This window comes from Pseudomonas sp. NFR09 (assembly GCF_900111535.1).
In the GTDB taxonomy this organism is placed as follows: Bacteria; Pseudomonadota; Gammaproteobacteria; order Pseudomonadales; family Pseudomonadaceae; genus Aquipseudomonas; species Aquipseudomonas extremorientalis.
Map to the genome: position 1 here is coordinate 575441 of NZ_FOIH01000003.1, position 22508 is coordinate 597948.

Here is a 22508-nt window from a genome sequence, read left to right on the forward strand (position 1 = left end):
TCAGGCCCCCAGCAGGCTTTGCCCGCACACGCGTACAACCTGGCCATTGACCCCGCCGGAAGCCGGGTGTGCCAGCCAGGCGATGGTCTCGGCCACATCAATCGGCTGACCGCCCTGGGACATCGAGTTCATGCGCCGCCCCGCTTCACGGATCATCAGCGGGATTTTTGCGGTCATCTGGGTCTCGATGAACCCGGGCGCCACCGCATTCACCGTGACCTGCTGCGCCGCTGCATGGGGTGCCAGGCCTTGCACCAGGCCAATCACACCGGCCTTGGAGGTGGCGTAATTGCTCTGGCCGAGGTTGCCGGCGATGCCGGAGATCGACGACACGCACACGATGCGCCCGCCGGGATTGAGCCCCTGGTTGTCCAGCAACGCCTGGCTCAGTTGCAACGGTGCGTCGAGGTTGACGGCCAATACGCTGCGCCACGCCGCCTCGGGCATTTTGGCGATGGTTTTATCACGGGTGATCCCGGCGTTGTGCACCACCACATCAAACCCGCCGTATTGGCTGGTGTGGGCCTGCAACAAGCCGGCAGCGTCCAGGGCAGTGATGTCCAGCGGCAACGCGGAACCGCCAACGCTGGTGGCGGCTTGCTGCAATGCGTCTTGCGCCTGGGGCACGTCCACGCACACCACATGCGCGCCCTCCCGGGCTAACACCTGGGCAATCGCCAGGCCGATGCCACGGGAAGCGCCGGTGACCAGGGCGCGGCGGCCGGCGAAGGGTTTGTCCCAGTTGACCGTGACCTGGCCATCTACCGGTTGTTCCAGGCGCACCACTTGCCCGGACACATAGGCCGAGCGGCGCGACAGGAAGAAACGCAGGCTGCTGTCCAGCGCGCCTGCGACACCAGGCGCCACGTAGATCAACTGCACGGTGATCGCCCGGCGCAGCTCCTTGGCCAGCGAACGCACCAGTCCCTCGAGGGCGCGTTGGGCGATGGCCTGGGGCAAGTCCTGGCAATGTTCCGGCGCAGTGCCGAGCACCACCACACGGCCATGGTGGCCGATGCGTTTGGCGTTGGCGTGGAAGAATTCATACAGCTCGTCCAGCTGCTGCAGACTGGCCACGGCGCTGGCGTCAAACACTGCGCCCTGCACCTTGACCGTGGACGGTGCCTTGGGCGTGGCCGGGGTGGCCGTGACCGTGTCGGTGGCCGCGAACACACGCTGCACTTCAGTGTTCAGGCGCCCTGCCCCAGCGACGATCACCGGGTTGACCAGCCCGTGCTGGCCGCTGCGATGGCGTTGCAGCGGCAACGGTTGCGGTAAACCCATGGCCTGGGCCAGGCGACGGCCCCAGGGGGAATTGACGAACGAGAGGTAGCTGTCACTCATAGATAGATTCACTCACCACACATACATGCCGTGTAAACACGGTCTGTGTGGGAGGGGATTGCCCCTCCCACATTGATTGGTTTTTTTCCTAATTGACCGAGGCGTTTTCGCTTTGGCTGGCGCGACGTTTCGTCGTCGGCTCCAGCGCTTGCTTGCGCTGTTGCAACGCCTCCAGCAAGCCGAAGTCCTGCGGGAAGTCATCCACCTGAATGCCGTGGTCGGCGTATTCCACATAACGCCCGAGCAAGGTGTCTTCGTCGTCGCTGATCAGGTCCAGTGCCCGCGCCTTGACGCGCCAGGTCGTGAACGCCGTGGCGGAGATCGGCATCGGCTCGATCAGGCCCTGCTTGACGGCGGATTTGAGCCGGGCCTCGATCAGCTCCACTTGCGGCAACAGGCGAAAGCCCAATTCGCCATAGGCCAGCTTGTCGATTTCCGGACGCGGAATGTAGGAATTGGCCAGCAGGCGATCGCGGGTTTCCCCCGGCGTCTGCACCACATCGGCCACCTGGGCCAGCAGGCGGTCCGACGGTTTGCGCAGCGGGATGCCGAAGGGAAACGTCAAGGCCTTCAGCACGGAGGCGGCGGCTTTCGACGGGTAATTGTCGAGCACTTCGGCCAGTGCTTCATGGGCGCGCAGCAAGGCGTCCTGGGCCGCCCAGTGCACCAGCGGCAAATCCGCCTGGGGCCGGCCGTCATCCTCGAAGCGCTTGAGCACGCAGGACAGGATGTACAGCTGCGACAGAATATCCCCCAGGCGCCCGGTGATACTTTCCTTGCGCTTGAGGGCTCCGCCCAGCACGCCCATGGAAATGTCCGAGACCAATGCCAGCACCACCGACAGGCGATTGGCCTGGCGGTAGTAGGACGCCAGCGCGGGGTCGGTCTTGGCGGGAGCAGAAATCAGCCGGCCGCCTGTAAGGGAATGCACCACCGCACGCACGGTGTTGGCCAGCACAAAACTCACATGGCCGAACATGGCACTGTCGAATGCTTCCAGCGCCTTGCGCCGATCAGGGTTGCGCGCCGCTTCCATCTCGCGGAACACATAGGGATGGCAACGGATCAGGCCCTGGCCAAAGATGATCAGGCAGCGCGTCATGATGTTCGCGCCTTCCACCGTAATGGCGATGGGGCTTTGCTGATAGGCGCGGGCCAGGAAGTTATTCGGGCCCATGCAGATGCCTTTGCCGGCGACGATGTCCATGCCGTCATTGACGATGATCCGCGCCCGTTCGGTAACGTGGTACTTGGCAATGGCCGAGATCACCGAAGGTTTTTCACCGGCATCCAGGGATGCTACCGACACCTTACGCACCGCATCACAGGCATACAGGTGCCCGGCCATGCGCGCCAAGGGCGCCTGTACCCCCTCGAACTTGCCGATGGGCAGGCCGAACTGTTTACGCATCGCCGCATACGCGGTTGTGCCGCGTACCGCGACCTTGCCCAGGCCGACGTTGGCCGATGGCAGGGAAATCGCGCGCCCGGCGGCCAGGCATTCCATCAGCATGCGCCAGCCGTTGCCGACTTGTTCGCGCCCGCCGATCACCCATTCCAGCGGGATGAACACATCCTTGCCGGTGGTAGGACCGTTCTGGAACACGGCGTTGAGTGGCCAATGGCGGCGACCGCTGTTGACGCCTGGGTGAGACGTAGGAATCAACGCGCAGGTGATGCCCAGCGAACCCGGCGCCCCCAGCAGCCCGTCCGGGTCTTCTGCGCGAAACGCCAGGCCGAGTACCGTGGCGATCGGACCAAGGGTGATATAGCGCTTGTCCCAGGTCACCCGGAAGCCCAGCACTTCCTCGCCTTCATGCATCCCTTTGCAGACGATGCCCAGATCGGGAATCGCCCCGGCATCGGAGCCGGCATACGGGCTGGTCAGGGCAAAGCACGGGATGTCTTCACCCCGTGCCAGACGCGGCAGGTAGTAATTGCGCTGGGCGTCGGTGCCGTAGTGCAGCAGCAGTTCGGCCGGGCCGAGGGAATTGGGCACCATCACCGAAATCGCCGCCGCCGAGCAGCGCGTCGACAGCTTCATCACCACCTGCGAGTGCGCATAGTGGGAAAAGCCTTTGCCGCCGTACTGCTTGGGAATGATCATGCCGAGGAACCCGGCGTCCTTGGTGTATTGCCAGCCCTCGGGGGACATGTCCTGCCAGACCTGGGTGGTTTCCCAATCGTTGGCGATGTCGCACAGGGTTTCCACTTCGTTGTCGAGGAAGGCCTGCTCTTCGGCGCTCAGGCTGGCGGGCGCGGCTTGCAACAGGCGCTGCCAGTCAGGCTTGCCGCTGAACAGTTCGGCGTCCCACCACACGGTGCCAGACTCGATGGCCGCGCGCTCGGTGTCGGACATGGCGGGCATGATTGTACGAAACAGCGCCAGAGCCTTGCTGGTGAGCAAGGTGCGGCGCAGGGGTTTGATGGTCATCAGCACTGCAGGCAGAAGCACCAGGAGCGCCGCGACGGTCATGCCGAAACCGGCGACCACGTTGAACAGATAACCGACTGCCAGCCAGATCACGCCAGCGCCCAGCCAGTGAATGGCAGCGGCTTGTCGATACGCCAGGGCAATCGCAGCTGCGACACCCACCAATAACCAGATAACCATGGGGATACCTCTACTCGATCAGGGCGTGGCAAACACTATGCAGCTCGAAATGAGCGGCGGCGTAAAGCCACACTACAAACTCGGAAAAGCAAATTCAAATTTTATTTTGAAATTTTTATTTAATTCATTGGCGAAAAAATAGCGGCTGAACCCGTCAGCCTGCTCAAGTGATAGTGAAGAGCTCATCACCCCTGAATAGGAGGACGCTCACAGATAAGGGCAGCAAGATGCGCTTGATGCCCTTCTCCATCATCCTCTTAACGTCAGAACGCGTAGGTTGCCGAGAGACTGACCACATCGCCCGACGATTCTGCTTTACCGTCAAGGCTGGCGCCCCCCAGGCGATCGACGTTCTTGGTCTTCAGCTTGACCTCCTGTACGAACTGGTGGGAGTAGGCCACGTCAAAACTCAAGCCCTTGATCGCTTTCACATCGTACCCGGCTCCGAGTGAGAGGAAGGTGCGGTCGCCGTCCGGAATCCGTGGATCACGGGTCGAATTACGCGTTGGCGTCTGGTCAATAGCGACACCGGCACGCAGGGTCAACTCATCGGTAGCGCGGAAGTCGCCACCGACCGAATACATCCACGTATCTTTGTAGTTGTAAGGAATAGAGACGATATTGATATCGCCAGACTTCAGCGTGAGATCCTTGAACGATGACCATTGCGTCCACACCACACTCGCGCCCAAGGTGAAGCGGTCGTTGAATTGGTGCACCCAGTCAAAGCCAGCCGTGGCCGGAATATCGAGCTGGGTGCTGGCATGGGCACCATCGGGGAACAGTTTTAGGCCTGGGTAAGCCACTTCAACCAATGTTCCGTTGCCACCTATCGGGCTGGGTTGGGTCATCAAGGCATTGTTATACGCGTCCGCCCGAATATTGTACTTGCCCGTCATCTTGTTCTTGATCTTGGCATGATAGTTAAGGCCCAAGGTGTCTTGATCAGTCGGTTTCCAGGTCACACCGGTAAACCAGCCTGTCGAAATATTGTCGACCTTGACCCGCATCAGCGCGCCCCCCACGCCTGAGGGAAATTGGACACCACTCAGCTCAGGGCTGTTGGAAAGGGAAGCCGCGGAAAACAAATCGATGTTCTGGCTCACAAAACCTTTGCTGTGCTGAACAATCAAACCGCCACCAATGGAAAACTGATCATTGACCTTGAATGAAAGAGAGCCTGTCAACCCAACGGTTTCGATCTTTGTATCTACGGCAAAATCACGGAATTTGGAGTCCTCATTCCATGTCGAACGCATGCCTTGGGGCACCACCTGGCTCAAACCGAAAGCGAAGCGGTCGCCAAGTGGCATTACCATGAACCCTGTCGGCAACCACGCCGTAAACCCGCCTTGTCCCCCATCGTTGTTGTTCACCGCAGCCGCCGATATATCGGGAAAACCGTTGTCCCCAATTGGGATATTGGCAATAGGGTCGCCTTTGTAATCATTGGCGCTCCCCTTGTATTTGATCTTGATGCGCGCGTAATCGACCGTAAACTGCGCAACGTTATGTTCTACGAAAGCCATGGCTGCCGGGTTGTTGTACGCAGAACTCGGATCGTTCTTGAACAACGAACCGCCAGCAAAGGCCCGACCCCAACCAGGTGCCCCATAAGTAGGCGTAGAGAAACCGCCGGCGTGTACAGGCGCGGCAGCCATCACCCCTCCCATTAATGCCAAGCCCAGCAGAACCTGTACCTGTTGTTTTTTATTATTCATACGGCACTCCTTATTGTTATCTCACTGAGTCGGCCCCAGCCGACTCGTGTTGCTACTTGGTTTTCCTGACTTGCTGTGCATCCCGCTCAGGGAAGCACGGTAATACCTGGGGCCACGGCGCCTAGGCTGACAATGGTGCAGCCACCTGTAAGTGCCTGGTTGCTCGCGCCCACACTCAAGCCGCCAGGTGTATTAGCCAGCGAGACAGAGACGGTGGATGGAGCACAATGAGTCGCAGGCCACGCGGGAGAGGTCGTCGCGTAGGTCAAGGCCATGCCGGTGATTTGACCAGTGGCGATGCTGGTAGGCGTCAACCGCCAGGGTAAATCAGTGGGCTGATACAGGGCACAGATCGCCCCTCCGGAAAGTGACACGGTGTTGATTTTCAGCCCTGCACCCTCTGGCTCCACCACGCCTGTAAATGCGAAGCTGCAGTTGACCGCAGCTCCAAATGTCGACGCGGATTTAATGGTTATAGTCCCGCCCGAACTGGTCGTTAAAATCGCGCCGGGTGGACTGAAAGACGCCGCATTGGCAACCGCTCCCAGGCCAAGACACAACACTATCGAGCCTGCCTTTACGAGTGCTATCAAACTCTTCATTACCTTTTCTTCCCTGTGTGACGGTTGATATGAGCGTGAACTGTTATTCAAGGAATAAAAATAGCGTTGGACACTTCGACACTCATCTATACCACCGTACCGCCGCCAGCCGGCACTTGATGGGTTGCTGAAACATCAAGACCATCGGGGCCATTGCCAATACTCACGTTAATAGGCGGCCATCGGCACTGCCGCAGAACTAAATCAAGCAAACAAACACGTGCGATCACAGTCGTCTTTTGCACTTGACGTATTCCTCTCTGAACTAATGACAGCGTTCACTCGGTATAAATGGACGCTCCACGTTCAAGGGAACACCTGGCGCCCCTCAACAAGCGCCTCAACAGAGACGCTTGTCTTCTTAAGGGGTGATCAGCCCTTTGTTCTCAAACAACCATCAAGGAACAATGGTCAACGTCGGCGATGGGGTGACGCTCAGGCTCACCACGGTGCAACTGCCACTAAGGGTCTGGTTGGCAGCGGTCAGCACACCACCGCTGTAGCCCACGGTAATAGTCGAAGGGCCGCAATTGGAGGCTGGGTACAGAATCGAGCTGGCGATGGTATAGCCGACGTTTGTCACCGAACCGGCGGCAGGGCCCGTGGCAGTCAGGGTCCAAGGCAAACCGGTGATCTTCGGCAGCGCGCACAGGCCGCCACCGGTGACCGCAACGCCAGTGATCTTGGCCACGCCTGTCGCATCGACATTCCCGGTAAACGTGGCACCACAGTTAACGGTGGCCTGGAAGGACGAAGGCGACTTCACCGAGATGGTGCCTGGCGCGGTGAAGCTCGTGTTTACAGGACTGATGCTGTACGCGTTCGCCATCGAAGCAGCACCCATGCAAACAGCCAAAGCAGACAACGATACGAGGGTTTTCAAGCTTTTCATTGTTTTTCCTCACATGTTATGGCGAAGTCATTTCGCCGGGGGTAATGGCCATGAACGAGAGGTCACGGTGAATCTGCAGAACTTCCCTTTCCAGCCAAATTTCAATTCAATTACCGCTGTAACATCCGACGGTTATTCAACAACTTTGAAGTTCGGCGGCATCTTGATCGACACCGTCTTGATCTTGCAGTCTTCGCCAATGGGTACATTGGCGGCTTCCAACTTGCCGGTGGCGTTATCCCAAGTGCCATCAGCCGTCGAAGGTCCGCACTTTCCGCCCAGACCGAATGCATGCACGTCGACGCTGATCTTCGACATGGAACCACTCTTGGTGTCTTTGGCGACTAACACCCACGGCAAGTTGATGGCTTCCACGCGGCTGCACTTGAGGCCGCCGTCGAATTCCACTTTGTCGACATTCACCGAAGAACCATCGGCCGCGACCTTGCCGGCCACCTTGATGGTGCAGTCGGCGCTGATCAGCGCACCCTTGGAGAAGCTGATGGGGCCTTGGGCGGTAAAGGCGCTGCCCGCCGGCTCGATGCGCGCAGCCTGGGCCTGGTGATAGGCAATCAGGCCCAGCGCGGCCAATACGATGTGAGTGGTGAACTTGGCAGGTGATTGCATGGTGTACGTCCTTCCCTTTAATTATTTTTGTTCGGGTCAAACCACTGTATTGCAACTCGTTTTGTAAACCTTGGGCAAAAGCAGCCTGCGCGGCACGCAGGCCCCGAGTACGCCAACAACCGGTTACTTGAACTTAGAACGGCTTGGCGCTGTTACTGTACTTCTCCAGGTACTTCAACCGCTGTGAGGGCTGAAGGTTGGTCAGGGTGATATCCCCGGCGTAATGATTGAGTACGCGATGATCCATGCGCCGCCGCCACAAGTACGGTACATAGGCCCAGACAATCATGCTCGCGTAGCCATAAGGGAGTTGAGGTGACTCATCAAAGTGGCGCAACGATTGATAACTACGGGTCGGGTTGGCATGGTGATCAGAGTGCCGTTGAAGTTGGAACAGAAAGATATTGGTGACAATACGGTTACTGTTCCATGAATGCCGTGGCGAGCAACGTTCATAACGACCATTGGGCAACTTCTGGCGCTTGAGGCCGTAGTGCTCCACATAATTCACTACTTCCAGCAGCGAGAAGCCGTAGATACCCTGGATGATCAGGAACGGAATCACCGCCGCGCCCAACCAGGCGATCATCGCGCCCCATAAGACCACGCTGTACATCCAGGCGCTGAGTACGCCGTTCTGCCAGTGCCAGGCCGGCAGACCAAGCTTGCGCAGGCGTTCGCGCTCCAGGTTCCACGCCGAGCGGGCGCTGAACCACACCGAGCGTGGCAGGAAGGCCCAGAAGCTCTCGCCCAACCGCGAGCTGGCCGGATCTTCCGGCGTCGCGACACGCACGTGATGGCCACGGTTGTGCTCGGTGTAGAAGTGCCCGTAGAAGGTCGGTGCCAGGGTGACCTTGGCCAGGAACACTTCCAGTGGGTTGGGCTTGTGCCCCAATTCATGGGCCGTGTTGATCGCGATGCCAGTGGCGGCGCCGGTCGACATGGCCATGCCCAGGTAGGTGAACCAGTTCGGTTCGCCATGCAGTTGAGTACGTGCGGTGATGTAACTGGCGGCGTGGGACAGCCAGCTGGACGGCTCCAGGTTCGCGGCAGCCTGCAACAGGCCACCCTGGATGATCCAGTCGATTCCGCCCGCGGCGAGCCAGCCGGTGATCACCACCGAGGAGATGACAAACACCACGCCGGTGTAGACGATCCAGCGATAGTAGCTTTGTGATTCGAGGTGGCCGACAGCGGATTCGGGCGGGTTGCTCACGTCTTCACCGAGCAAGCCATCGATCAATGGGATCAGGCCGAAGATGACCAGTACACCGACCCACCAGAGTTGCTGGGTACCGGTGCTGATGGCCAGTGTGCCGGAGAGCAACGGAGTGGCCAGGGGCAGGATGCCCAGCCACCACAGGTGACGCTTGCCGTCGGTCCAGATGCTTGGGGCTGCCAGGGTCTGATTCATGGCAGCCTCCGTGTCATGGGGGCAGGAAACAGGTTCAGGGAGCGCTGAGTGCTCCAGGAAATCAACCATGCGATAAAAGACGTTTTTTTCATTTTTATTCGCTCTTAGGCATTTCAAAAATCATTTCAAAATAAACATTGAAATATTTTTTTAAAGAAATAGCGCGGAATCGTTAGGTCGTCAACTACTTTTTCGAAGCCTTTTTTACGTGACCGGGCAGTCTCTTTTTCAGCTGTTTGGTCAGGTCTCTAGGGCAAGCATTTCGGACGGTCCAACCCGCAACGAGGGCCACGATTATTTGTTCGCCAAGGCAAACGGCGGGTGCAGGATCGCGGCGGTTTGTGCTGGCCGCGCACGCTTGGCCAGCTGCTGCACCGCTTCCGCCACCCGTTCGGTGGCGGTGATCGGCAGCATATGCCCGCGCCCCTCCACCACTTGCAGCTTCAGGCCGGGCACCTTGTCGGCCAGGGCCTGGCCGTGTTTGCGAAAGTCCAGCACCTTGTCCCGTGCGCCGTAGATCAGGCTGATGGGCAGCGTCAGCTGCGGGTAGCGCTTGACCATGTCCGGCAGGTGGTCGTTGACCAGGGCGATCTCGCTGGAGGCCGCATAGAAGTTGTCAGGACGCATGCCCAACAGGCCGCCGCCACGGGTAGCGAAGTCCTGCGGGGCACTGTCCGGTGCGAACACGCCCTTGACCACCGAGCGTCTTGTCAACAGGCCCATGGGAACCGTCAGGGTGCGCGACACCCAGCGCCTGAGCCAGGCAGGCCGCACGGCCAGTGACCAGAACACCAGTGGCAAGGTCGGTTGCGGGTGCGTCAGGGGCGCCACCAGTATCAGCCCCGACACCGCATGGGGATGGTCGAGGGCCAGCGCCAGGGAAATCGCCCCACCGAGGGAATGCCCCAGCACCAGCGGTTTATCCAGGCCCAACGTATTGATAAAAGCCGCCACCTGACGCGCCTGGGCCGGCAAGTCTGCGGCAGTGCCTTTATGGCGCGTGGAATAGCCCGACCCCGGTCGGTCGAGGCTGATCACGCGAAAGTGCTCGCGCAACTGACCGGACAAGGCATAGGTCAGGTTGCGACTGCTGCCCATCAGGCCGTGAATCATCACCAGCGGCGGCCCCTTGCCTTCCTCGTAATAATGAAAGCGCTCGCCGTTCACCTCCAGAAAGCGTCCGTTGATCGGAACGGCGGCTTCGATACGCCGCGTCATCCACGTACTGAATCCCCACAACACGGCGCTCGCGCCTACCAACACAGCCGCAGCGATAACCCATTCAACAGCCATAGCTCGGTCCTCTGCATCCCTGCTGCCGGCGACCTGACCGGAATTGATCAAGGCCTCGGCCATCGTCCACACCCTGGACCCGAACGGCGTGCCTGTCCGTCGGACAAATGGCACATGAGGAACCTGGGACTAGCGTAGGCGATATTTTCAGGTAGATTATTTAAAATCTTTTTTAAAATAAGTAATTCAATTTTTCTTTGCAATGGTGTTCTATCTAAAAGACAAAACAAGAAAGGAGCACATCCGATGCCCACGAGGGACTGCTTATGAATGCCCAGAGTGATTCAATCGACATCGCCATCATCGGTTCCGGCTTTGCCGGCCTGTGCATGGCGATCAAGCTCAAGGAAGCCGGGTTCACCGACTTCTTTATCGCCGAACAGGCCGACACCCTCGGCGGCACCTGGCGGGACAATCATTACCCGGGCTGCGCCTGTGATGTGCAGTCCCATGTGTATTCGTTTTCCTTTGCACCCAACCCGGCCTGGACGCGGCAGTTCGCGCCGCAGGCGGAGATCCGTGCGTACCTGGAGCAATGCGCCACGCGCTTTGGATTGGCGCCCTATCTGCGCTTCGGCATGGGCCTGGAGCGAGCGGTGTTCGACGAGCACCTGCAACGCTGGCAATTGAGCTTCAGCGGTGGCCGCCAGGTCAGTGCGCGGGTGCTGGTGTCGGGCATGGGCGGCCTGTCGCGTCCGGCGTTACCGGATATTCCGGGGCTCGATCATTTCAAGGGCAAGCGCTTCCACTCCCAGCAGTGGGACCATGAATACTCCTTGAAAGGCAAGCGCGTCGCGGTGATCGGCACCGGCGCCAGTGCCATTCAGTTCGTACCGCAGATCGCGCCGCAAGTGGCCCACCTGGACCTGTTCCAGCGCACGCCACCGTGGATCATGCCCAAGCCTGACCGGGCGATTACGCCTTTCGAGCGCTGGCTGTTCAAGCACCTGCCCTTCACTCAGCGCTTGGTGCGCGGTGCTTTCTACTGGGCGCTGGAAGGCCGCGTGGTGGGCTTTGCCCTGCACCCAAGACTGATGAAAATGGTGCAGAAAATCGCCCTGCGTCATCTGCACAAACAAGTAGCCCGCCCATCCCTGCGCAAGACTCTGACCCCGGACTACACCATCGGCTGCAAACGCGTGCTGATCTCCAACGACTACTACCCCGCCTTGTCGCGCAGCAATGTCGAGGTGGTCACCGATCGCGTGCTGCGCATCGAAGCCGACGGCGTGATCACCGCCGACGGCATCAAGCACCCGGCCGATTGCCTGATCTTCGGCACCGGTTTCCAGGCCAGCGATCCCCTGCCCCGCGACTGCATCATCGGGCGCGGCGGTGTGGACCTGATGGACACCTGGCAAGACGGCGCCCATGCCTACAAGGGCACCACGGTGCCTGGCTATCCCAACCTGTTCCTGATCGTCGGGCCCAATACTGGCTTGGGGCATAACTCGATGATCCTGATGATCGAAGCCCAGGTGACTTACATCATGGGTGCCCTCCAGCACATGCAGCGGCACCGCATCGCCACGGTGGACGTCAAGGCGGCCGTGGAAAGCGCCTACAACCAACAGTTGCAAGCCAAGCTCAAGCGCACCATCTGGAACACCGGCGGTTGCCAGAGCTGGTACCTCGACCCTCGCACCGGCAGGAACACCACCTTGTGGCCCGGCTCGACCTGGCGCTTCAAGCAGGTCACCCGCCAGTTTGCGCTCAAGGATTACGTGGTCGACCAGTTGCCGGTCAACCTGCCCAGCCGCCCCGTGCCGGCCCCCCACTCCACCCCGGAAGGCAGCCTGTCATGAAGTCATTCAATGGCCGCGTAGCGGCAATTACCGGCGCCGCATCCGGCATGGGCCGCGCCCTGGCATTGGCCCTGGCGCGTGAAGGTTGCCACCTGGCGCTGGCAGATAAAAACAGCCAGGGGCTGGAGCAGACCCTGGCGCTGATCAAGACCTCGACCCTGGCCCCCGTGTCGGTCACCACCCAGGTACTGGATGTGTCCGATCGCCAGGCCATGGAGGAGTGGGCCGCACGCTGCGTGGCCGATCACGGCCAGGTCAACCTGGTGTTCAACAATGCCGGGGTGGCTCTGTCGAGCACGGTTGAAGGCGTGGACTATGCCGACCTGGAATGGATCGTCGGTATCAACTTCTGGGGCGTGGTGCATGGCACCAAAGCATTTCTGCCATACCTGAAAGCCTCGGGCGAAGGCCATGTGATCAATACGTCCAGCGTATTCGGTCTGTTCGCCCAGCCCGGCATGAGCGGCTATAACGCCACCAAGTTTGCGGTGCGCGGTTTCACCGAATCCCTGCGCCAGGAACTGGACCTGCAACGCTGCGGCGTGTCGGCCACCTGCGTGCACCCCGGTGGCATCCGCACCGATATCTGCCGCAGCAGCCGTATCGACGCGAACATGACGGGCTTCCTGATCCACAGCGAACAGCAGGCCCGCGCCGATTTCGAAAAGCTGTTCATCACCGACGCCGACCAGGCCGCCAAAGTGATCCTGCACGGCGTGCGCAAAAACAAGCGCCGCGTGCTGATCGGCCGCGACGCGTATTTCCTCGACCTGCTCGCCCGTTGCCTGCCCTCGGCCTATCAAGCCCTGGTGGTGTTCGCCAGCAAGCGCATGGCGCCCAAGCCGCGCACGCCGGTATTTGAAACCAACGACGAGCCCCACCTCTGAACAGGAGCACGCACTATGTTGCCGATCCGCCGTGACATCCATTTCGCCCTGCCCGCCGAGCGCATCAAGGACTGGCATGAACAGGGCCCGTTCATCACCCATTTCTTCAATGCCCTGTCGCTGCTGTTTCCCCAGGGCGAGCTGTTTTTCATGGACAGCGTGCGCCACTATCGCCAGGACATCGACGACCCTGCGCTTAAAAAAGAGATCCAGGGGTTCATCGGCCAGGAGGCCATGCACAGCCGCGAACACGTGGCCTACAACGACTTGCTGCAAGCCGCCGGGTTGCCGGCACATACGCTGGACCGGCGCTTGAAGTTCATCCTCGACTGGCAGAAAAAACACCTGCCTGCGTCCTTCAACCTGGCGGTGACCATTGCCCTTGAACACTACACGGCGATGCTGGCCGAAATCCTGTTGAGCGACCCGTCGCGCTTCGGCAATTCGCTCAAGGGCTATCAGCAGATGTGGTATTGGCACGCCCTGGAAGAAACCGAACACAAGGCCGTGGCGTTCGATGTATGGAACCGCGTGATCAAGCCCGGCCCCAAGCGCTATCTGCTGCGCACCGGCACCATGCTGACCACCACGGTGTTCTTCTGGCTGGTGGTGTTCGACTTTCACCTGCGCCTGCTGATTGCCGACCGCAAGTCGGGTGGGCACCTCAAGGGTTTCTGGCGCATGTTGAAGTTTCTGTATGGGCCGAAGGGTGTTTTCCCACGAATGCTGGTGCCGTGGCTGCACTACTTCAAACCCGGCTTTCACCCCTGGGACCACGACAATCGGGCGCGCCTGGCCGGGATCGATGGCCTGGTCGAGGAGATCGAGCAGACCCAGCGCGGGTATTAAGCCTGCGCCAAGGCGGCGCGTTCGCGTACGAACCCTTCCAACTGATCGCCCGGCAGCGCCTTGCTGAAATACCAGCCCTGGATAATCAATTCGGTGCCGGTATTCAGGAAGGCCAACTGCTCGGCAGTCTCCACCCCTTCCACCACCACGCCCAGGTTCAGCGCCTCACAGAAGCGCAGCATGCCGGTCATCACCTGGGCGCCCTTGGGGTCATGCTGGGCCACCACGAAGCTGCGGTCGATCTTGATGAAGTCCACCGGGAACTGGTGCAGGTAACTCAGGGCCGAAAAGCCGGTGCCGAAGTCGTCGATATACACCTTGGCACCGATGGCCTGCAGCTTCTGGATAGTCTGGCGCGTGACCTGGATATCACTGACCAGGGCATCCTCAGTGATCTCGACCGATACGTGCCCATGGGCCTGGGCCAGAATCTCCACCAGGCGTTCGCCGAAGGCGGCGTCGGTCAGCGTCGCGCTGGAAATATTGATGGTCATCGGCAGGGCAAAACCGAGTTTCTGCCACTTCTGGTACTGGCGAACCGCCTGGGATGCTACCCACACATCCACATCCGGCATCAACCGCGCCTGGGCCAGCCATTGCAGGAATTCCCACGGCGAATGCACCGTGCCCTGGGCGTCGCGGGCCCGCATCAGCGCTTCACACCCGGTGCACAGGCCTGTGCGGGTCGAGACCTGCGGCTGGAATTCGAGGTAGAACTCATAGTCGCTGATCTGCTGGATGCGGCTCAGTTCCACGGCCTGGCGCGCCAGGGTCTTGTGGGAGGCAAGTACCGGGTCCAGCTCGCGCAGCCGGCCCTTTTCTTCAAGGCCACGGAAGGTCATGTCCAGGGACTTGAGGTACACCGTGCCCCCTTCACTGGCCTGGCGATGGATCGCCCGCACATACGGCGCGTACACCAGGGTGCCCAGGCCCAGCAGCGCCACTTGCAGCGCCACCGCCGCCAGGTCGCCGTGGGTACTCAGATAGGCATTGAGCAGCACCGGCGCGGTGAACGGCACGCTGACCACCGCCGGCGACACCCAGCCCATCTGCACCACCGTCAACGCCAGCATGGCATTCAACGCCGGGACGATCAGAAACGGTATGAACAAACGCGGGTTGAGGATGATCGGCAAGCCGAACAGCAGCACCTCGCTGACGTTGAACAGTGACAGCGGCAGGCTCGCCACCGCCAACAAGCGCATGGACTGGCTCCTGGAGAACAGCAGGATGGCCAGCAACAGGCACAATGCACCGCCCGAGCCACCGATAAACGCAAAGCTGCCCAACAGGCCACTGTTCAACACATATTTGACCGGCTCGCCCGCCGCCAGGGCCGTGCTGTTCAGCACCACGACCTGGTCCAGTACATCGAACAGCGGTTGCATGGCGTACACGCCGTGGATGCCGAAAAACCACAGCAGCGAATTCATCAGGGTCACGAACAGGCCGCTGCCGTAGGGCGACTCCAGCGCGTCCAGCACCTGGGGGCCTTGCAACTGCGCCACATACGGAATCTGCAGCAACAAGGACAGCACCACCACCAATGCCAGGGCGGTGATAGCGCCTGGCAGCACCATATTGATCGTGCCCCGCAGGTTGTGCCCCACCAGGTCTTCGTTGACCAGACGGGTCCAGCGGTAGCGGTGCAGCCAGGCAATTGCGGGAACGTTCAACAGCGGCGAGGCAATGGCGATAAACAGCACAAAGGTGGCCGAGGCCCTGGGGTAGTCCCGCAGGATGAATGTCGCCACCACCACATGGGCCAGGCACAGGAATGCCACGGGCAATTGGGGCAGGCGATGCTGGATCGCCAGCATGTAACCGATGGACGCGGCCACCAGCAGCGGGATCACGGAACTGATCTGGTTGTGCAGGCCGGCGAGGAACGCCACCACCTGCGCGTGGAAGCCAAGGACGCGAGCACATTCCGACAGAATCAGAAAGCCCGCCGAGACCAGCAGACAAGGCAGGATCCACAACAGCCCTTCGCGGATCGCCCGCAGCGATTCAGTGCTGGCCAACGCAGCCAGGCGTTGGGTGAAGAAAAGCTTGAACAGCGTTTGCGCCATGACCCATCCCTCTGCCCATCGCCCACTGTCCCTGCAAGGCAGGGCTGGAAGCACCGGCTAACGCTACACGTCCTGGCCCAATGAGCGAAAGCCTTTTGCCATTCATCTGGGTGAATTTCCGAATCGGATAACAGGCCAGGCCCTGTTTTTTCCAAACAGTTGAGTTTTATGATCCAGGCCAATCGCTCAATCTGCTTCAATGACGCCTATCCGCCCTCCCCCTGACCTGTGTTTGGAGTAAGCCTTTGTCACAACCCGGTGATAACCACCAGCGCGCGCTGGACAGATTCCTCGATGAACACCCCGATGTCGCCGCCGAACTGGATACCCTGAATCCGCTGGCTGCCCAGGCCAGGGGCGAAACCCTGGCCCAGTACCGCGCCGAACGCTTGCATGAAGCCTTTGAAGCGCAAGCTGAACGCCAGGGCCTGTTTGCCTGGGAGCTGACCCTCAAACTGACCGCCGATTCCTGTGAGGCCTTTGAAGCCCAGCGTCGTGAGGTACACAAGGAGGTGGCACAGATGGCGGGCCTGAGCTGGGTCGAGTACTGCCAACTGCACGACCTGCCCGGCTAACGCACTACCCCAGGAACCAGAGACGGCGCCCGCCGCCCAGCACTTCGCGCAACTCGGCGACCGACACCGTGCGTTGTTCAGGATCCATCGCCAGAGCCGAAGACACTGCAGGCCAGCAATGCCTGGGCAACTGCCTCGGCCTCGGCAGCGGCTGATGCTGCTGACGTTCGCCGGGGCGCCGTCCTTCGGCCAACTCATAGAGCACACTGGCAACCCCGTACAGATCGGCACGGGGTGAGGGAAGCCCTCCGGCCATCAGCTCCGGCGCTGCATACGCAGGGGTCCAGGCATTCAGGCGACTGCGGCTCAGGCCGGGCAATCCGGCCCTTGCCTGCGCTTCAGCATGCCCCAGGCCAAAATCGAACAGCCGTATCCCCTGCTCCCCCAGCATGATGTTCGCCGGTTTCACATCGCCATGCAGCACTCCTTGTCGGTGGGTGTAGGCCAGCGCATCCAGCAGTTGCAGGGCGATGGGTTGCAGCGCCTGCCACGCCATCCCTTGCGGGCATTCCGGGAGCAGGCGGTCCAGGGTCAGACCGGGCATCACTTCCATGGTGAAGAATGCCAGCTGGTGCGCCGTGTCGACCTCGAACGAAAAGGCCCGGACCACATGTTCATGTCGCAGGCTCCGGGTCAGGGCGAACTCGCTGTACAGCAACACGTGGGCGTCGGTGGACGCACAGAGCGTCTCACCCAACAGCTTCAGCGCCACGCGCGCGTCCGGTTCGCCAAACGCCTCATGCAGCAGATCCCGGGCACGATAGACCACCCCCATGCCCCCTGAACCGAGAATTCGCTCCAGCTGGTAGCGTCCCGCAAGCAGGTTCGGCGGACCGGCTGCGGCGTTCATGGCTGCACCACCACCGCAGTGAGGTCATCCAGCGCAGGTCCACGCAACACGTCGCTGAACAACCGCTCCACTACCTGCCCGGGCGTGCCGGCATTCATCGCACGCCCCAGTTGCCGGTGGCTGAGCCCCTGGTACAAGCCATCACTGCACAGCAAGAACACATCGCCTGGATGGGGACGCAGTTCCAGTATCTCCAGACTCAGCGGTTTTCCGGCGCCAATGGCACGAGTCAAGGCACGGGCGTCTGGATGAGCGCGGGCCAGTTCCAGGCTCACATGCTGCTTGTCCATCAGTTGCTGTTGCAGGGAGTGGTCCCTGGACAGCTGATACAAACGCTGCCCTCGCCAGAGGTAGCATCGGCTGTCCCCTGCCCAGATGCACGCCGCGCGGTCACGCTCAAGCAACAGGACAACCACCGTACTGCCCATGACGCGTGCCAGGCCATCGGCCGCCTGCAACTGGCTGTCGAGCCCCCGCAGGCAGCGTTGTACGGCCTCGACCCGCTGGTCGAAGCTGCCTTGGCCTGGCAGCGCCGCGAGGCTGCTGACCACCCGTTGACTGGCCACATTCCCAGCATGGTGCCCTCCCATTCCATCGGCGACCGCCCAGCAACCGCGTTGCGGGCAATCGAGGAACCCATCCTCGTTACGCGCACGACGCTTGCCTTGCGCCGTGCGGCCAGCACTTCGCCAAGGGTACGCGCGGGTCACAACTGCTCCGGCAGGCGGAAGCCGCGCCATGTGGCCATCTGGAACGGGCTGGGGCTGCGTTGGCTGGTGAGCAGGTAGTTGGCACGCAGGCCGGCCAGGTCGGCCTTGAGTATCTGTGCATCCCTGCCGCTGGCCGGCTCGTTTTGCATCAGTTCGAAAAGCCGGAACAACGACCAGGCTCCCCGGTCTTTTTCAATGCCCAGCGGTCGCTCGGTACCGCGCTCCAGTACCAGGCTGCTGCGCCCATTGTCCGCATCGCTCGGCCAATGGAACGCCATCGGCACGATGGGACCGTGACGGTATTCCAATTGCTGATCGCCCACCCGCAGCGTCGCACGGTTGACGGCCTGGTCCAGGCTGTAGGGCGCCAGCGTGAACAGAACGGCCCAATTCCCCTGGTCTGCGCTGAAGAACCCCTGGCGAATGACCTGCGCGCGTGTCAACTGGTCGAGCAACGAACGTGAAACAGGCAAGCTGCGACCCTCAAGGCCACGCAAACGATAGCGGCTCCCCTCGACACTGACGAACGGCCGCAGGTAGCTGTCATAGAAGTGCTCCATCACCCCCCGTGGTTTGAAGAACGACTGGAAATCACCCAGGGCAACATCGCTGCCGGCGTCGGCATTGAAGGGGTAGCGGTGCCGGATGGCTTTCACATAAAAGCCATACACCTCACTCTGATAACGCTGGTTCACATACCCATAGGCGTCATCAAGGAGATGGCGCCAGGTTTGCTCGGCAATCCCGTCCAACCAGCCCTTGAGCGGCTGCGGCAAGCGAGCAGCAGCGTCACGCAGGTTACCCAACAGCGGCTGCTGTCCATCCATGCGTTGCCGGGCCATCTTGAATGCCGCGTGCTCGGGCGAACTGTCACGGTTCAGTGTCGAGACTTGCAAGTGCAACTCATCCAACAGGCGCAAGGCCTGGGTCAACTCGGCGGTCGGGTTCAGCTCTTCATCCAGCAATTGGTGCAAGGGCTCGAAACGACGCAGCAATGCGCGCCGGGCAGTATCCGGCAATGTTTGGCGCGGCAAGGCTCGGGTGAGCAAGCCGGACACCGGCGTGCCCAGCTCAGCGACCTGCTGGCTCACCGCTCCAAACCGCTCATGGGTCGGCAGCAGTCGCGTGTGTTCCCGCACTTGCCGCAACAGCAACACCAGCGCCGACTGGGCGGAAGTCAAGTTCGCGAGCTGCTGCGCATCGTGCCTCAGGTCGTCGCTTTCCAGCAGCCTGACTCGACCCAGCGCATCACTCCAGATGTCGGCGTATTCGCTGAAGTAACGCTGTTCCAGCTCCAGCATCAGCTTGCGCAAGTCCACGACGCTGAGGTCTGCGGCCTCCCCAAGCACCCAATTATCCTGGGCGATGGCATTGACCAACTGTGGCCCCTGGCTTTCGAAAAACTGCAGGTATTTACGGGTATAGAAACCCGGGATGGGGGGCTCAACCCTCGAAAACGCCGGGCTTTCAGCGAGGCGAAAGGGCTCCAGGTGCCGAGCTTGCTCGCGCAGTGTCCGGTAGACCACCTCTACCATTGGCTCACCGCGCAGCACCAGGCGGGCCTGGGCGACCAACTCATCATTCAGCGGGGCCAAAAAACCCTGTTCAACGAGCCGTGCAACGTGTTCGTGCAGGCGTTTGTGTGTCGATGCATCCTCGATGTACCCAACAGTCCGCAGCCCCGCCACATGCTCGGCCAACCAGGCCTTATCACGTCGCTCGGGCAGGTTGAGCATCAAGTAAGCGCGAAGGCTGTCCAGTAACTGCTCGCGATCACCCAGGCTGTCACGTACCTGTTGTTCGAGCCGCAGGGTCACGTAGGGGAGCAATTGCTGATGCAGGGCTTGCTCGTAGGCGCTGTTCAATGATGGCCGACTCAACTCGCCCTGATACAAGCCGCCCCGCTCAACCCAAGGTACCTGCGCCGCCGGTGGAAACACTCCCGTGGCCGCCAGGCGACTGTCCAACAGCGCGAGCAACGCCAGGCTGGCGTCCGCTTCGGGTTGGCCTACAGGCTTGGGGTTGATCAGCTCCCGCAGTTGCACCAGCCGCTGATAGTTGAATGCGTAACTGTGCGCCCACAGCGCCCCGGCCGTACCCACAACCAATGAGGCGGCCAGCGCCATCAACCCGTGGCGTCGACGTATGCGCTGTCGCTCCGGGGTACGCAGCCCGGCAAGACCGGCCTCGGCAAAAATCACCCGATTGAACAGGCCCTGGGCAAAATGGGCACGCACATCACCTGTCTTCGCACAGGTCAGGTAGAACCCGCGCAAGCCGTTGATTCGCTGGTAGCGATGGGCGGCAAACGTACTCTCGATAAACAGGCAGACGAACTCGCCCAGGCGAGCGAGATGCTGAGGAAAGCCTAGCATGCGGCCTCGGCGCTCAAGGTTGCGTTCCTGATGCAAGCGCGGGATCAGCTCGGCACCCACACGTTGCAACAAGGCGTCGAATGTTTCGCGCACCTCGGCGGTATCAGTGCCTGCCATGCCTGACACCAGGCACCCACCCAGGCAGCCTTCCGCGGCATCGCCCTGCCGCGCATCAAAGAACTCGGCAAACCCGGCCAGCCGATCAAGCTGCGTCAGCACCAGATAAACCGGCACATCTACCTGCAGTGACTGCTGGATGTCCTGCAAGCGGTTACGCACATGGCGCGCGTGAAGCTCCAGGTCGTGTTCGTTGCTGCGCAACAGCGTATCGACTGACAGCGTCACCACCACGCCATCGAGCGGCCGTGCCCTGCGCCATGACTTGAGCATGTCCAGCATTGTCGACCATCCCGCTGCATCGACACTGTGGTCGGGCTGGCTCAGGTATCGACCTGCCATCTCGACCACCACCGCGTCGTCGGCAAAATACCAGTCACAGGAAGAGGTGGCGCCTGGCGGCATCGCGTGCGTCCGGTCGAGCGCCGTTGGCAACCCGGCAGCGGCCAGCAAGTCGGTCTTGCCGCTGCCCTGCTCGCCAATCAACAGGAACCAGGGCAGTTCCTGGCGCGAACGCTCACTGCGCTCGCCGTAGCGGTGTGAGGTTTTCAACGTCTGCAGCGCTTCCTTGAAGCGCCTGCGCACCTGCACCACTTCGTCATTGATCAACCCCTGCTGCTGAAGATGTTCCAGCTGCCCAGGCTGATCCAAACGCGCGGAGCGACGTGCCCCCACAACCACCATCGCCAACCCCCATGACAGCAGCATTGCGCTGATGGTCAACAAACGGGCCGTCGAACCCTGCCAGAAACGGTAGTCGTCTACCGCCAGCAACGGCCCGACAAACCACACCAGCAGCGCACCGGCCAGCACCAGCAACAGGCTCCATACCCAACTCTCGCGCAGCACCTTGCCCACGCGTCTGAAGAATGCGTTCATTCATTGCTCCCAGCGTTACAAGGGCGTCCGAGAAGGCTCTGCCAGCGAAGATTGGAAAGCGTGCAACGTCGCCCTGCGCTCCTGGCCCAGCATCCAGGCGAACCCCGAATACACCACCAGCAGACACGCCAGCACGCAGGCTGCGGCCCAGGTAGCCGAGACAATGCGTATCCGTACCTGAGAGGTCCCGCCGGCGCCGGATACAAGGGTTAACGGCGGCTGATCACCGCGCACGTGCCTGATCTGGCGATACACCGCGTCGTGCACAGTTTCGAGCTGCGCCCTTCCCCGCTCCATGACACGGTATTGGCCTTCGAACCCCAGGGACAGGCACAGGTACATCAATTCCAGCAGGGCCACATGCTTGACGGGGTCACGGGACAAACGCTCAAGCAACTGGAAAAATTTTTCACCGCCAAAAGTTTCGTTGTGGAAACGGCTGAGCAGGCTGGTCTTCGACCAGTCGCTACGGCCGCCCCACGGCGTAGTGACCACGGCTTCATCAATGACGCTGCACAGCACGTAACGCGCCGACATCACCTGACTATTATCGGCCCCCAGATACAAGGCATAGGCCTCGAACGCGGTGATGCCCGAGGAAAACTCCTCATTGAGTGCCGGCAGGCTTTCCCGGCCGGGGCTGGCCTTGAGTTGGACCACTTGCAGCAAGAGTTCCCAGGCCGCGGTCAACAGCACGTTGGGGCCACTCTTGAAGTGCCGTATGCCTTGCATCTGGGCGCAATAGATCATGCGGTCTTCCAGTTGCTCGAAGCGTGGCGGCGACGGGAAGTCCGTAACGGCTGCGTGCGCCGGTCCGAGACCCTCACGGTCAAGCAACACGGTTTTTTCGTCTTGCGGGTATTCACTGTCCATAGTCATGAC

General features: G+C 60.9%; 17 protein-coding genes. 4 read left to right on the plus strand and 13 right to left on the minus strand.

Annotated elements, in window-relative coordinates; translation table 11 throughout:
• The 8 genes from BMX59_RS10080 to BMX59_RS10115 all read right to left on the minus strand — a co-directional run bounded on the left by BMX59_RS10080 (position 1) and on the right by BMX59_RS10115 (position 10507).
• Complete coding sequence (locus tag BMX59_RS10080; protein WP_093121221.1) at positions 1-1344, minus strand: 3-oxoacyl-ACP reductase; 1344 nt, start codon at positions 1342-1344, stop codon at positions 1-3.
• A gap of 88 nt (positions 1345-1432) precedes the next feature.
• Positions 1433-3958 carry an acyl-CoA dehydrogenase gene (locus tag BMX59_RS10085; RefSeq protein WP_093121222.1) on the minus strand — a complete coding sequence of 842 codons (2526 nt, stop codon included), beginning with the start codon at positions 3956-3958 and terminating at the stop codon, positions 1433-1435.
• Positions 3959-4221: 263 nt separating this feature from the next.
• The gene (locus BMX59_RS10090) at positions 4222-5679 is read right to left on the minus strand and encodes an outer membrane protein transport protein (RefSeq protein ID WP_092244250.1); all 1458 of its coding nucleotides are present in this window, start codon (positions 5677-5679) and stop codon (positions 4222-4224) included.
• Positions 5680-5765: 86 nt separating this feature from the next.
• Positions 5766-6281: an alkane oxidation protein activator PraB gene (gene praB / locus BMX59_RS30965; RefSeq protein ID WP_093121223.1), complete on the minus strand. Its 516-nt coding sequence runs from the start codon at positions 6279-6281 to the stop codon at positions 5766-5768.
• 397 nt (positions 6282-6678) lie between these two features.
• Positions 6679-7173 carry an alkane oxidation protein activator PraB gene (gene praB / locus BMX59_RS10100; RefSeq protein WP_071487970.1) on the minus strand — a complete coding sequence of 165 codons (495 nt, stop codon included), beginning with the start codon at positions 7171-7173 and terminating at the stop codon, positions 6679-6681.
• A gap of 132 nt (positions 7174-7305) precedes the next feature.
• Positions 7306-7800, minus strand: coding sequence for an alkane oxidation protein activator PraA (gene praA / locus BMX59_RS10105; protein ID WP_071487971.1), 495 nt, complete (start codon positions 7798-7800; stop codon positions 7306-7308).
• 133 nt (positions 7801-7933) lie between these two features.
• Positions 7934-9214: an alkane 1-monooxygenase gene (locus BMX59_RS10110; RefSeq protein ID WP_093121224.1), complete on the minus strand. Its 1281-nt coding sequence runs from the start codon at positions 9212-9214 to the stop codon at positions 7934-7936.
• Positions 9215-9508: 294 nt separating this feature from the next.
• Positions 9509-10507, minus strand: a complete 999-nt coding sequence (locus tag BMX59_RS10115; protein WP_170856066.1) for an alpha/beta fold hydrolase — start codon at positions 10505-10507, stop codon at positions 9509-9511.
• A 266-nt stretch (positions 10508-10773) separates the two neighbouring features.
• Between BMX59_RS10115 and BMX59_RS10120 the strand changes: the two genes are divergently transcribed.
• Genes BMX59_RS10120 through BMX59_RS10130 form a run of 3 tightly spaced genes read left to right on the plus strand, consistent with a single transcriptional unit; the run spans position 10774 to position 14048 of the window.
• The gene (locus BMX59_RS10120) at positions 10774-12312 is read left to right on the plus strand and encodes a flavin-containing monooxygenase (protein ID WP_092244262.1); all 1539 of its coding nucleotides are present in this window, start codon (positions 10774-10776) and stop codon (positions 12310-12312) included.
• Positions 12309-13199 (plus strand): SDR family NAD(P)-dependent oxidoreductase, encoded by an 891-nt coding sequence (locus BMX59_RS10125; RefSeq protein WP_071487974.1) that lies wholly within the window; start codon positions 12309-12311, stop codon positions 13197-13199. Before BMX59_RS10120 ends, BMX59_RS10125 begins: the two co-directional genes overlap by 4 nt.
• 15 nt (positions 13200-13214) lie before the next feature.
• The gene (locus tag BMX59_RS10130; protein WP_092244265.1) at positions 13215-14048 is read left to right on the plus strand and encodes a metal-dependent hydrolase; all 834 of its coding nucleotides are present in this window, start codon (positions 13215-13217) and stop codon (positions 14046-14048) included.
• Here the strand turns inward: BMX59_RS10130 and BMX59_RS10135 are convergent.
• On the minus strand, positions 14045-16120 hold the full coding sequence (locus BMX59_RS10135) for an EAL domain-containing protein (protein ID WP_092244268.1): 2076 nt from the start codon (positions 16118-16120) through the stop codon (positions 14045-14047). The genes BMX59_RS10130 and BMX59_RS10135 overlap by 4 nt on opposite strands.
• Positions 16121-16365: 245 nt before the next feature.
• Here BMX59_RS10135 and BMX59_RS10140 point away from each other — a divergent pair, with 245 nt between their 5' ends.
• Positions 16366-16695 carry a DUF6388 family protein gene (locus BMX59_RS10140; RefSeq protein ID WP_071487977.1) on the plus strand — a complete coding sequence of 110 codons (330 nt, stop codon included), beginning with the start codon at positions 16366-16368 and terminating at the stop codon, positions 16693-16695.
• A gap of 4 nt (positions 16696-16699) precedes the next feature.
• Here BMX59_RS10140 and BMX59_RS10145 read toward each other — a convergent pair whose 3' ends face one another.
• The 4 genes from BMX59_RS10145 to icmH are packed head-to-tail and all read right to left on the minus strand — an operon-like array spanning position 16700 to position 22505.
• Positions 16700-17545, minus strand: coding sequence for a serine/threonine-protein kinase (locus BMX59_RS10145; RefSeq protein WP_093121225.1), 846 nt, complete (start codon positions 17543-17545; stop codon positions 16700-16702).
• Positions 17542-18255 carry a PP2C family protein-serine/threonine phosphatase gene (locus tag BMX59_RS10150; RefSeq protein ID WP_093121226.1) on the minus strand — a complete coding sequence of 238 codons (714 nt, stop codon included), beginning with the start codon at positions 18253-18255 and terminating at the stop codon, positions 17542-17544. Before BMX59_RS10150 ends, BMX59_RS10145 begins: the two co-directional genes overlap by 4 nt.
• A complete protein-coding gene (tssM, locus tag BMX59_RS10155; RefSeq protein ID WP_093121227.1) occupies positions 18252-21626 on the minus strand; it encodes a type VI secretion system membrane subunit TssM in 3375 nt (1124 codons plus the stop codon). Before tssM ends, BMX59_RS10150 begins: the two co-directional genes overlap by 4 nt.
• A 15-nt stretch (positions 21627-21641) precedes the next feature.
• On the minus strand, positions 21642-22505 hold the full coding sequence (icmH, locus tag BMX59_RS10160) for a type IVB secretion system protein IcmH/DotU (RefSeq protein WP_093121228.1): 864 nt from the start codon (positions 22503-22505) through the stop codon (positions 21642-21644).
• Positions 22506-22508 lie beyond the last annotated feature (3 nt).